Source organism: Flavobacterium sp. P3_A6, from assembly GCF_056403035.1.
In genome coordinates, this window is sequence record NZ_JBFUGG010000003.1 from 380,179 (window position 1) to 393,777 (window position 13,599).

Annotated in this window: 7 protein-coding genes and 1 tRNA gene; 7 read left to right on the forward strand and 1 reads right to left on the reverse strand. The window is 35.9% G+C overall.

What is annotated here, in order from left to right; genetic code table 11:
* The first annotated feature begins 2 nt into the window (after window positions 1-2).
* The 6 genes from ftsA to AC1DVP_RS05245 all read left to right on the forward strand — a co-directional run bounded on the left by ftsA (window position 3) and on the right by AC1DVP_RS05245 (window position 11,227).
* Window positions 3-1,388: a cell division protein FtsA gene (gene ftsA, locus AC1DVP_RS05220; protein WP_477182476.1), complete on the forward strand. Its 1,386-nt coding sequence runs from the start codon at window positions 3-5 to the stop codon at window positions 1,386-1,388.
* Window positions 1,389-1,493: 105 nt separating this feature from the next.
* Window positions 1,494-3,443, forward strand: a complete 1,950-nt coding sequence (gene ftsZ / locus AC1DVP_RS05225; protein WP_477182517.1) for a cell division protein FtsZ — start codon at window positions 1,494-1,496, stop codon at window positions 3,441-3,443.
* 339 nt (window positions 3,444-3,782) lie between these two features.
* Window positions 3,783-4,232: a GatB/YqeY domain-containing protein gene (locus AC1DVP_RS05230; RefSeq protein WP_100432003.1), complete on the forward strand. Its 450-nt coding sequence runs from the start codon at window positions 3,783-3,785 to the stop codon at window positions 4,230-4,232.
* 61 nt (window positions 4,233-4,293) lie between these two features.
* Window positions 4,294-4,367: transfer RNA gene (locus tag AC1DVP_RS05235), tRNA-Arg, on the forward strand.
* Between the two features lie 356 nt (window positions 4,368-4,723).
* A complete protein-coding gene (locus AC1DVP_RS05240; RefSeq protein ID WP_477182477.1) occupies window positions 4,724-8,731 on the forward strand; it encodes an ATP-binding protein in 4,008 nt (1,335 codons plus the stop codon).
* A gap of 105 nt (window positions 8,732-8,836) precedes the next feature.
* A complete protein-coding gene (locus tag AC1DVP_RS05245) occupies window positions 8,837-11,227 on the forward strand; it encodes a glycoside hydrolase family 31 protein (RefSeq protein ID WP_477182478.1) in 2,391 nt (796 codons plus the stop codon).
* A 535-nt stretch (window positions 11,228-11,762) separates the two neighbouring features.
* Here AC1DVP_RS05245 and AC1DVP_RS05250 read toward each other — a convergent pair.
* Window positions 11,763-12,275: an RNA polymerase sigma factor gene (locus AC1DVP_RS05250; RefSeq protein ID WP_477182479.1), complete on the reverse strand. Its 513-nt coding sequence runs from the start codon at window positions 12,273-12,275 to the stop codon at window positions 11,763-11,765.
* Window positions 12,276-12,414: 139 nt separating this feature from the next.
* Between AC1DVP_RS05250 and AC1DVP_RS05255 the strand changes: the two genes are divergently transcribed.
* Window positions 12,415-13,581 (forward strand): FecR family protein, encoded by a 1,167-nt coding sequence (locus AC1DVP_RS05255; RefSeq protein WP_477182480.1) that lies wholly within the window; start codon window positions 12,415-12,417, stop codon window positions 13,579-13,581.
* Window positions 13,582-13,599 lie beyond the last annotated feature (18 nt).

Here is a 13,599-nt window from a genome sequence, read left to right on the forward strand (position 1 = left end):
AAATGGAAAAAGAGAATATTGCAGTAGGTCTAGATATTGGGACGACGAAAATAGTTGCCATGATAGGCAAAAAGAACGAGTATGGCAAACTTGAAATTTTAGGTGTTGGCAAATCTAAAAGTTTAGGCGTGGCTAGAGGCGTTGTAAATAATATTACGCAAACTATCCAATCGATTCAGCAAGCGATTCTTGAAGCTGAAAATAATTCAGGTTATAAAATAAAAGATGTTGTAGTAGGTATAGCAGGTCAACATATTAGAAGTATTCAGCATAGCGATTACATTAGCAGAAATAATCCTGAAGAAGTTATAGGTGGAAGCGATATTGATTTATTGATCAATCAGGTTCATAAATTGGCCATGCTGCCAGGAGAAGAGATTATTCATGTATTGCCTCAAGAATTTAAAATTGACGGTCAATCGGATGTTAAGGAGCCAATCGGAATGTATGGCGGAAGGTTGGAAAGCAGTTTTCATGTTGTAGTAGGACAGGCTTCTTCTATCAGGAACGTTGGCAGATGTATTCAAAGTTCGGGTATAGAATTATCAGGTTTGACATTGGAACCATTAGCTTCTTCCGATGCAGTTTTGAGTCAAGAAGAAAAAGAAGCAGGAGTTGCTCTTATTGATATAGGAGGAGGAACAACAGATTTAGCTATTTTTAAAGATGGCATTATTCGTCATACGGCTGTAATTCCTTTTGGAGGAAATGTAATTACGGATGATATAAAAGAAGGCTGTTCGATTATAGAAAAGCAAGCCGAATTATTGAAGGTTAAATTTGGTTCTGCTTGGCCAGGAGAAAATAAAGACAATGAGATCGTTTCTATTCCAGGTTTAAGAGGCAGAGAGCCTAAAGAGATTTCGTTAAAAAATCTTTCGAAAATAATAAATGCAAGAGTTGTTGAAATTATTGAGCAGGTTTTTACCGAAGTAAGAGCTTACGGTCATGAAGATCCCCGTAAAAAACTGATTGCAGGAATCGTTCTTACAGGTGGCGGTGCGCAATTAAAGCATATCAAACAGCTAGTAGAATATATTACTGGAATGGACACTCGAATTGGTTATCCAAATGAGCATTTAGCCGGTAATTCAGATGAAGAGATTTCAAGCCCGTTATATGCTACTGCAGTAGGTTTGGTAATGAACAGTATCGAGAATAAAACTCAAAGCGCTGTAAAAATGCAGGCAGCAATAGCTCCTGAAAAAGTAAGTTATTACAGAGAACCTGTAGTTGAAATAAAAGAAAAAGAAGAGGTATATGTACAGCCTGAAAAAGTACTCCAAGTAGAACCTGTAAAAGAAGAATCAACAGAAAATAAAATTAGAAGATCGTTTTTTGATAAATATGTGGATAAGATTAAAGAATTTTTAGATAACGCAGAGTAAGTAAATAAATAATAAAACAGAATAAAATAAATTATCCGAATTCCTTTTTGCCCCAAGCCTAGAGTAGTTAGTGATAAAGTTAATAAAAAATTAAAACCCCACATGATGCCAAGCAACACAGAATTTGGAAGTATTTCATTTGATTTGCCAAAAAATCAGTCAAATGTAATCAAAGTAATTGGAGTAGGTGGAGGCGGTAGCAACGCCATAAACCATATGTTTAAACAAGGTATTAAAGGCGTTGATTTCATCGTTTGTAATACGGATTCTCAAGCACTTGAGAATAGTGGAGTGCCTAACAAAATTCAATTAGGAGCAAATTTAACAGAAGGTCTGGGAGCAGGTGCAAACCCGGATGTAGGACACCAATCAGCTATAGAAAGTATTGCTGATATTGAAAAAGTATTGGATATAAATACCAAAATGGTATTTATTACTGCAGGTATGGGTGGAGGAACAGGGACAGGAGCTGCCCCGGTTATTGCTCAATTAGCCAAAGAAAGAGATATATTGACAGTTGGAATCGTAACTTTACCGTTCTTATTTGAAGGAAAAGTTCGTCAGGAACAAGCGCTTATCGGTATCGAAAAATTGCGCAAACAAGTCGATTCATTAATCGTTATCAATAATAATAAATTAAGAGAAGTATATGGAAATCTTGGTTTCAAGGCCGGATTTTCAAAAGCGGATGAAGTTTTGGCAACTGCCTCAAGAGGAATTGCCGAAGTAATTACACATCACTATACTCAAAATATCGATTTACGTGATGCAAAAACAGTATTGTATAACAGCGGTACTGCTATTATGGGATCTTCTGTTTCATCTGGCGAAAACAGAGCTAAAGAAGGTATAATTGCAGCTTTAGACTCTCCGCTTTTAAATGATAATAAAATTACTGGTGCCAAAAATGTATTGTTGCTTATCGTTTCTGGAACTAATGAAATTACTATCGATGAAATTGCCGAAATTAATGAGCATATTCAATATGAAGCGGGTTCAAATGCCAACATTATCATGGGGGTTGGTGAAGACGATTCACTTGGGGATGCCATCGCAGTAACCATTATAGCTACAGGATTTAATGTAGAACAGCAAAACGAGATCGTAAATGTTGAGCCTAAGAAAATAATTCATACACTAGGAGAAGAGCAAAGAGGCGTTTTTGATTTATCAGCAAAACCAGTTGCTGGTTTTAGTTTAAATAATGAAACAGCAGTTCCTCCTGCCGAAGATAGAATAGTTTTTGATTTAGTTGAAGATGTAGTAGCTATTCCAGAGCCTGTAATTTCTTCTATCAATGAAGACGAATTAATTGGCATGACCGAATTTATTAGAAATCTGGATGTGACATTCGAAATTGTGTCTCCTATGAAAGAGATAGATTTTGTAATTACAAACCCAGTGATAGAATCTGTTAGAGAAGTAAAGCCAGAGCCAGTTCGTTTCGAAGAAAAACAAGAACAGACTGCCTTTTCATTTGATCTGCCGATAAGCAAGCCGCAGGCTGTTCAAGTTCAGGAAGAAACTAATAGTTTCTTGTTTGAATTGACAAATGAGACCCGCAATATTAAAGTTGTGGAGCCTGTTCAGTTTGTGCCTGTAACCGAATTATCAGATAACGGTGTTATTAAATACTCGTTGGAAGAATATATGGAAGCAGAGAATGACTTAGTGGAGTCTAAACCTGTGGCCAAAATTGAGAAGGAAGAGATTCCCGCTGAATTGAATATCACTATGAAACAAGTGGTAAATCCAGTTGCTGAAGTAACGCCAACTTTGGAAAACAACTCTCCGATTGATATGACGATCGAAGAAACGCTAAGATTCAGAGCTGAAGAAAGAAGAAAAAAATTAAAAGATTTTAATTATAAATTTCACGATAGCGTGTCAAGAGTTGATGAATTAGAAAGAGAACCTGCCTATAAAAGATTTGGCATAGACCTAAATAATTCACAAACTAATAATTCGACATCAAGAATATCAGTAGGAACAGACAGTAATAATGACCTGCAATTGCGTTCCAATAATTCATATCTGCATGACAATGTAGATTAACAATGCCATTTTTTTTAAAATAGCCCGAAAATTCATTTCAATTTTCGGGCTGTTTTTTTGAATATAAAGCATCAAACAAGTAGTTGTTAATACCAGTAAAATTTTCTAAATTTGTCGGGCCTCATCCAGCTGTACATTACAAGCTTTTTGTTGTAACTCTTTTTTTCTAAGAACAGGAAAGAGCTTCCTTCGGTCGCTTTTCCAGTTCAAGAAAAAAATAGAGTTTCTCCCAAAAAGGCTTTTCATTTCCATCTGGGGCATTTTTTTAAGTATTCAGTCTTGCAGTTTTCGGTCTGCAGTTTGAACCGTTAATCAAGAATCTAAAATTTAAAATATATTATGAGTTTATCAATTCAGATCATGGACGAAATCAAAACCGCCATGAGAGCCAAAGATACAGTTGCATTAGAAGCATTAAGAGCTATAAAATCAGAACTTTTATTAGCGCAGACTGCTTCAGGATCAAAAGAAGAAATATCTGCTGATGATGAAATTAAACTGCTTCAAAGATTGGTTAAAACCCGCAAAGAAAGCGCTAGAATTTTTACGGAGCAAAACCGTTTGGATTTAGCAGAACCAGAATTGGCACAAATCGCAGTAATCGAAAAATTCTTGCCAGCTCAATTAAGCGAAGCTGAAGTAGAGGCGGTAATCGCAAAAATCATTGCCGAGACTGGCGCATCAGGAATAGCTTCTATGGGGAAAGTAATGGGATTGGCATCAGCTCAATTGGGTGGAACTGCCGAAGGAAAAACTATTTCTACCATCGTAAAAAAATTATTGACTTAAGTAAAACAGATTTCTGATTTTAAAAGCTAAATTCTAAAATCAGAAATGTAAAATTAGTACTGACCACGTAGTTCAACTGGATAGAATATCAGATTTCGGCTCTGAGGGTTGGGGGTTCGAACCCCTCCGTGGTCACTTGATTTTGTAAAAATCCCTATGTATCAAACACATAGGGATTTTTTTTGTACTAGAATTACAACTTCATCCTCTTAAAAACAAATAAAAACCCGAAATTCAACAGCTTAAAGCTAATGCTAAAAAAGTACTTTTAGGCATTGATCATAATTATGTAAATCAACACTATGTTCAGAATCATCTTGACGAGTTCTTTTACAAATTCAACAGGAGATATTTTAAAGAAAAACTATCCGATAGGATTATGATTGCTGCTTTAGAAACAACTTGGCATTAGTAACGGATAATCATATTAATTAATATCTTATTTTTGAGTTTAAATCTACTTTTGGAATTGGAATGCATACTAAAGAATTATGAATATTTATCTTCGCCGTTATATTTTACTCTGGTCGTGTTTGTGTTTTGGAGTAATTACTACTGCGCAGCAGCACTTTGTATTTACATCAGTCGATTGTAAAAATGGACTTTCAGAAAATAGGGTACGCAATATTTTGCAGCTTCAAGATGGACGAATGGTAATTACCACCGAGGGAGTTACCAATATTTATGATGGAACTTCTTTTAAATACCTACACCTAAAGGGAAATAATATTTCTCGACTAAAAAGCTATTCAGGGTTTCATCATGGGTATGTGGATAAAGAATATGTATGGATAAAAGATAAAGGAAAGTTGATGCTTATTGATATAAAGCAGGAACATTTTGTATTGAAACCAGATAGTGTATTATTTTCTATGGGTATTCGTGAGCCAATTGCTGACTTTTTTCTTGATGCTTCTCAGAATTATTGGATACTTACTTCTTCAGACAAGCTGCTATTTAGGGATGCCCAAAAAGGGAAAACTTCTGTTTTTCTTAAACATGTTTCTACTCCCAACGGAATAAAAGACCAACTTTATGATATAGCAGTCATCCGGCAACAGCTTTTTTTGTTTTATCGCTTTGGATTGATCGTTTGTTACGATTTGAATACTGGTAAAGAGTTGTATAAGACCAGTTCTTTGTCAAAACAAGATCAAATGAAATATGATAACACGCTCATGGTGGTTCAGTCGGAAAACTCATTGTATCAGATACGAAACGGAGCAGGTGGTGTGATGTTGGCTTATGATATTCAAAAACGAGCATATACAACAATACTTCAAACAAACTATTGGCTGAATACGGTATCTGTTGATAATAAAGGTGATTTATGGGTGACTTGTGCAATGGGTTTGTGGTTTATTGATAAAAACCTGAAACAAAAACAATTTATTCCATCTTTTAAGTTGGTTGATGGATCTAAGGTAAAGACCGAAGCAAGTACGCTTTATAACGATTCGCAAGGTGGACTCTGGATTGGCACCTTTAACCATGGGTTATTGTATTATCATCCCGATCGATTTAAATTTAAGAATGTAGGAAAAGCGTTTTTCGGAACACAGCCGAAAGATATTGATGTGACCTGCTTTGAGGAAACGGAACAGCATACGATTCTGGTTGGAACAAAAAATGGGGTGTACAGCTATTCACCAGCAACCTCGAAACTTTCCACTTTTAAAGAATTAGCAGCCGATGTGGATTGTATTTCGATGACAAAAGATTCCCGAAACCGAATATGGATATGCACAAGGAATAAAGGAGTGTATTATRTGCAAAACAATCAGATTAAACATGTTGATCAGCCAGTCGCTGATTGCCGATACATTGTGGAGAATCCAGTTGGACATCTGTTAGTGGCTACATCAGGTGGATTAGCTGTTTTTAATCCCGTGAATGGAGTCTTTCAGCCAATACAATTGGTATTAAACGGAGAACCCTTACATTCCGTTTCTCAATTGATCCCTTTTGACAAGCAATCTTTTATCGGAAGAAGTAACGCTGGATTGTTTGTTTATAATTATAGAAAGAATACTATTAGTCAGCCTATGAAAGAACTCCTGAAGAATGAAAACCAACAATATACCTGTATTTATAAGGACAGACGTGGTATTGTGTGGATTGGAACTCAGGATGGACTAAGTGTTTGGCAGCCGCCTAAGGCAGAACTGCATACGCTTTTTGCAGATGACGGTCTGGTGAATAACAGCATTAAAGGAATTGTAGAAGACAGACAGGGTCTGATATGGGTTACTACTTCGGGAGGTATTTCCCGTATTGCAGTGAATACGAAAGAAAAACATCTTCGTTTTTCTATTGCTAATTTCAATCATTACGATGGGGTGATTGAGAATGAATTTACATCTTCTGCTACTTTTGCATCAGATAAGGGCCAGCTGTTGATGGGTGGTGTTAATGGATTCAATATCATTGACCTGCATAAGCCTTGGTCCTTTAAACGATTGCAAAAACCATTGTTTACCGGTTTAATGCTTTTCGGAGGTAAAGTGAAAGCGGGTGAATCTTATGATGGCAATACAATATTGAAAAAAGCAGTCGCTGCGACCAATCGGCTAGAGTTAAATTACAATCAGAATTTTATAAGTGTTGACTTTTCGGCGCTTAATTATATCAATCCTACGCAGACTTATTACCGCTATCGTCTTGAGGGCGTTGATGATAATTGGCGTGAAATAGTGGCTCAAAACGGCACTGGAAGTGCTACATATACCAACTTGGCTCCGGGGACTTATGTGCTAAAAGTGAAGGCAGCCAGCAATAGTAAAGAATGGTCGAATGAGTATGCCAAAATGATTATACTTATTAATCCTCCTTTTTGGAAAAGTCCAATAGCCTATGCCTTGTATCTGGCAATCGTCTTGCTGTTGCTGTATTTGTCGCTGACGTATTATAAACGATGGACAAATCAGCAATTAATGCGGAAGAACGAAGAAAAACTGAACCAACTGAAGTTTAGTTTCTTTACGAATGTCAGCCATGAATTCCGTACACCGCTAACGTTGATTATTACACCGCTTGAATCGATATTGAAAGAAATAAAAGAGACTGCTATAGAATCAAGAATTCAGTTAGTTTACCGTCATGCACTAAACCTGCAACATTTAGTGAATCAGTTGTTGGATTTTCGACGGTTGGAAATTTCTGGTGAGAAACTGAATCTGACTTTTGGCGATTTGGTAGATTTTGTAAAGCAGTTTGAAGACTTATTTGGCAAGCTGGCACAGGAAAATCAGATTGATTTTTCGATACAATCCGAAAAGCCGGAGTTATTCATGTATTTTGATAATGATAAATTGTACAAGGTAATCAATAACCTGCTATCGAATTCTTTTAAGTTTACTCCAACACGAGGAACTATTATGGTACGACTTTCAGAACCAATAGAGAATCAAAATTCTGGTATAGTTCAATTAGAGGTTATCGATTCGGGCTCGGGAATCTCAGAAAAAGATTTGCCTAATGTGTTCAATCGTTTTTATCAGGCTTCGACTACCCATGGAGGAAGCGGTATCGGCTTACATCTTGTGAAAGAGTATGTGGCATTGCATTCGGGAGAAATAGCTGTTGAGAGTGAGCCAATGGTAAAAACAGTATTCGCCGTTAAAATTCCAATTAATCTTGCCCCTCAAAAAGTAGAGTACGAAGCTCTTGTCTCTGTTTCTGAGGGTATAATCGATAATCAGGTCATTATAACAACATCAAAGAAAGAAAAGCTTCTGGTGGTGGAAGACAATGATGATTTGAGACGTTTTCTGGTAACGGAGCTATCCCATAGATATGATATTTATGAAGCGCCTGATGGTGAAGTGGGAGAAGTATTGGCTTTATCAGAGGCTCCTGATTTGATTATAAGTGACGTGATGATGCCTAAAGTCAATGGATTTGAATTGTGTAAGCGCATAAAATCGAATTTACAGACTTCGCATATCCCGGTGATATTACTGACTGCCCGTACATCGGAAGAACACAAACTGACTGGGTATCAATCTGGAGCCGATGAATACTTGTCGAAACCGTTTAATTTGGAAATGCTGTTGCTTCGAATAGATAAACTTATTGCACAGAAAAATCAACGGCAATCTGTCTTCTCGCATAAATTAGAAGTGAACCCAAAAGAGATTACCATTACCTCAATTGACCAACAGTTGATAGAAAAGGCACTTGCCTGCATGGAAGAAAACATGGATAATCCGGATTATTCTGTTCAGCAGTTTAGTCAGGATTTGGCAATGGATCGAACGGTTTTATATAAAAAAATGCAATCCATAACCGGACTTGCCCCTTCGGAATTTATTCGTTCCATTCGGTTGAAACGTGCAGCGAAACTTTTAATTCATGGGCAATATCCTGTTGCCGAAGTTGCCGAAAAAGTTGGGTTTAATACCCAAAAATATTTCAGTAAATATTTTAAAGAAGCTTTTGGAGTCACTCCTTCAAAGTATGCTCAAAATGAACGAAATGCTGATAATGAGCTATTATAAGAACATAAACAACTAAGTGTACCTATAAAAACAACATAATGTACCCATTCATTTAAGCGGATATAAATAGTTTTGGTTATTATTGATTAACTTAAATTAAACCAAATGAAAAATGCATTTCTGAGTAGAAATCACCAGTACATTCTGTTGCTTATGTTGTTTTCTTTTTCGTCACTAGCAGCTCAAAATTATCAAAAAACAGCTTTAGGTGTAAAAACCAAACTTAAGTCAATGGATGTTGAAGTCCAGTTTTACAGTCCGAGTATTGTCCGTGTTTTGAAATCGCCTGAGGGAGTCGATTTCAAAAAAGAAAGTCTGTCAGTGAATAAAAAACCGCAGGAGACAAAATTTACAATCAAACAGCAAGGAGATATCGTTTCGATGAAAACCGACAGGATTGAAGTTGATTTAAACGTAATAACCGGAAAAGTAACATATCTTGATTTGAACGGGAAAATTGTGTTTACCGAAAAGGATTACGGAACACTATTTACTCCCACTATGGATGTGAAGAAAAAAAGCTTTACCGTTCGTCAGGCATTCCAATTGGATCAAGACGAGGCAATATATGGCTTGGGGCAATTACAAAATGGAAAGTTGCAACAAAGAAACCAAAGTGTTGTGCTGAAAAACGGCAATATGCAGGTTGCTTTTCCATACTTTTTGTCAAGTAAAGGATATGGTTTTTTTTGGGACAACTACGCAGCAACGACTTTCACGGATAATGTACAGGAAACTTCTATGGAGTCTTTGGGAGATTGTTCCGATTATTATTTTATGTATGGCGGTTCTGCTAATGGTGTGGTGGGTCAAATGCGCGACCTTACAGGACAAGCGCCTATGTTTCCTTTGTGGTCTTATGGGTATTGGCAATCGAAAGAACGCTATAAAAATCAGCAGGAACTTATGGATGTGGTGGCGAAGTATCGTGCGTTGAATGTTCCCTTGGATGGAATTATTCAGGACTGGCAATACTGGGGGAAAGACAGCCTTTGGAACCAGATGGCATGGGATCCAATTACCTATCCTGATCCAAAAGACATGGCTGATTTTGTCCATAAAAACAATGCCCATCTGATGGTGGTGGCCTGGCCTGGATTTGGTCCAGAAACAAAACAATTTATAGAGTTTAAAGAGAAAAATATGCTAATTGATTTTGATACCTGGCCCCCAAAATCTGGTGCAAAACCCTATGACCCATACAATCCAACTGCCCGTGGTATTTACTGGAATTACCTGAATAAAGGGGTCTTTTCCATAGGTGTTGACGGATGGTGGCTCGATTCATCCGAGCCGGATCATATCAATGTCAAAGATGCAGACTTTAATCAGCCAACTTTTCTTGGTTCCTATCGCTCGGTGGTGAATGCTTTTCCATTGACGCATGTGAGCGGGGTGTATGACCATCAGAGAGCCACGACTTCTGATAAACGTGTTTTTATTCTAACCCGTTCGGCTTTTGTAGGTCAGCAACGTTATGGTGCCAATACATGGTCTGGTGATATTCAGTCAACATGGGAAACACTTGGTCTCCAGATACCTGCTGCATTGAATTTCTCACTTAGTGGCGTACCCTATTGGAATGCCGATATCGGTGGTTTTTTTGCCGGACGTTGGAAAAAAGATGGAGGTGAAAATAATCCTGAATTTCGCGAGTTGTATGTGCGTTGGTTACAATTCGCAACATTTACTCCAATGATGCGTTCGCATGGAACCGATATTCCTCGAGAGATTTATAATTTTGGAAAATCAGGCGTATGGTCATATGATGCCATTGAGAAAAATATCAATCTTCGATATAGTTTATTACCTTACCTCTATTCCACTGCATGGGAAGTTACCAGTAAGTCTGCATCTATCATGTATGCTCTTCCTTTGATGTTTGAAGATGACCTAAAAGTACGCGATACCAACGATGAGTTTATGTTTGGGCGCTCATTCCTTGTAGCACCAGTAGTAACACCGATGTACACAGGTAAAAAAGAGGATAGAGTATTTGAAGATTTCAGTAAAACTGGAAGCCGCGAAGTGTATTTGCCTAAGGGTGCCAACTGGTTCGATTTTTGGTCTGGAGAGAAATTAAATGGAGGACAGTCTGTAATCAAAGAAACTCCAATCAACATTATTCCGCTTTATGTGAAACAGGGAACCATTTTGCCTTGGGGACCTAAAGTACAATATGCTGAGGAGAAAAAATGGGATAAACTCGAAATCCGTATTTACCCTGGAGCTGATGGTGAATTCTCTTTATATGAAGATGAAAACGATAATTATAACTACGAAAAAGGGGCATATTCAATCATTAAATTAGAATGGAACGACCAATCAAAGACGCTAACAATTGGTAAAAGAATAGGCAGTTTCAAAGGCATGATTAGAAACAGAACATTCAACATAGTACTTGTAGATAAGGAAAAAGGAACTGGGGTAAGTAGTACTGCTAAATTCAATAAAACAATTATTTACAATGGAAAAGCAAAATCATTAAAACTATGAAGAACTAAATATAGACTCCTGAATCCATAAATTGATTGATTTTAAGAACAAAAGTTGAATCTAAATACAAATTATCAAATTCATAAACTAAATCAAAATATTTAAAGGGAACTAAACCACTCTGCTAGGAGGCCGCTTAAAAAAGAGGCCTCTATTATTGGCGATAAGACATTCGAATTCTAATAATTTACAACCTAACATTCCTAATTCAATATCCTGACAATACCACTTTCATTTTTTTTGCATTAAGAAATAGATTATAATTTTAAAGAGCTACCATTAATCTATTTATCTTTAATTTTATATCTTGATACAAAAATATATAGATCTATTTTTTGTGTTTTCGTTAAAACATTGTCTTCAATAGTATAAATTATGGTTTCCGTTTACTGAGTACAAATATTTTTTGAATTCAAATCTGCGTATTTTAATATAGCAATTCTATTTGATGGATATTCATCAATGTCATCCAGGCATTAACATTATCCTACATAGCCCGGAGGAGTCTGTTTTTTTATGCTGATCGTGTACCTTTTTAATTGTCTTTTAATTTTTCCTTAAGGATTTTAAAAGCCTTGCTGATTTGTGCCTCAACAGTTTTAATAGAAATATCAAGATGTTCTGCTATTTCAATATTGGTAAGTCCTTCCTTTTTACTAAGGATAAAAACCTCCTGGCATTTAGGCGGTAAATTTTGTATTTCTTTATTAATAATGGCAAGCATTCGTTCTATTGAACCCTCATCTGTAGTTTCGACTACTTGATGCATTGACTCTACGTATTTTTGCTGTAGCAGCATCATAGCTTTATTTTGCTGATAACTATTTATAAATTCATTATAGATAGATTTATACAAAAAGCTTTGTATAGAAAATTCAGGATTAAGTTTGTTTCTGGTTTTCCATGTTTTTAAAAATACATTCTGAACAATGTCCTGAGCCATTGAATGATCATTGATCAAGGTAAGCGCATAGGCATTTAATTTTCTATGAAACTTATTCAATAGAAACTCATAAGCTTTTTCTTCCCCGTTTATGAGGCTTTTCATTAAAACAGCATTATCATCAAAACCCATAAAAGTAATTATTCGGCAAAATAAAGAAAAAAAAAATATGAATATAAAAAAATATTAACAAAAAGTTAGGGTATTATAATTCTGTCTTGTATTATATAAAAAACACAAGGAAATGGATTTCAAAGAAATTGAAATTATAATTATAAAGTATTTTTCTCAGTCTGCAAACATGGACGACCTGGATATATTAAACAACTGGATAGAGAATCCGGAAAATCAATTGATTTTTCAGGAATATGTTAAAACGCATTTTGCTATAACTTTAGCGATTAACGATCCGGATATCAAAACTGTTAGAAAAGCACTTTTAAAGGAAATCAGGAAAGAAAAGAAAAAGACATATAAATACAGATTTACTGCTGTAATGAAATTTGCTGCTATTGCCATTCTGTTTATAGGAATTGGTTTTCTATTGCAGAAAAATATCTTTAATGACACTAGTGACAAGCAGGTGATTCTACCTGGAAAAGATGAAATTACCCTAAAACTGGGAAATGGTAATATTAAAATTGTAGCTGTAGACGGGACTTCGAAGGTATATGATGAGAATGGAAAAATAATCGGACAGCAGAATGGTAAGGAATTGGTCTATGCGGCCAATGGAGAATCTGGAAAATTAGTCTACAATACCTTAAATATTCCCAATGGAAAACGATTTAACATTACACTTTCAGACGGGACACTTGTGCATTTGAATGCAGGAAGTTCAATTACTTTTCCTGTACAGTTTCTAAAAAACAGAATCCGTAAAGTTTTTCTATCGGGTGAAGCTTATTTTGAGGTGGCACACGATAAAAAAAATGCATTTGTAGTAAATGCTAACAAACTTGATGTACAGGTATATGGTACAAAATTTAATGTAACCAACTATCCCGAAGATAAAGCTACAGATGTAGTATTAGTGGAAGGCTCAGTAAGTCTGGCGCAATCCGGATTATCTGCAAAGAATAATAATGAAGTCTTCTTGACACCTGGCTATAAGGGAACTTTTAATAAAGCTGATAAGAAAATTTCAGATGAAAAAGTAAATACCGCTTTATATACTTCCTGGATTAACGGTAACCTTGTATTTCGTCAGGAACCTTTTGAAAATATTATTCAAAAACTTGAAAGACATTATAACGTAGTTATTATCAATAATAATGAGAATCTGGCAAAAGAAACATTTAATGCTACTATTGAAACGGATAATGAAAGCATTGATCAGGTGCTTAGGTACTTTAAAAAGGTCTATCAAATTGAATACAGTATAGTAGAAAATAAAATAATAATCCATTAAAAACAATGCCAATGAATT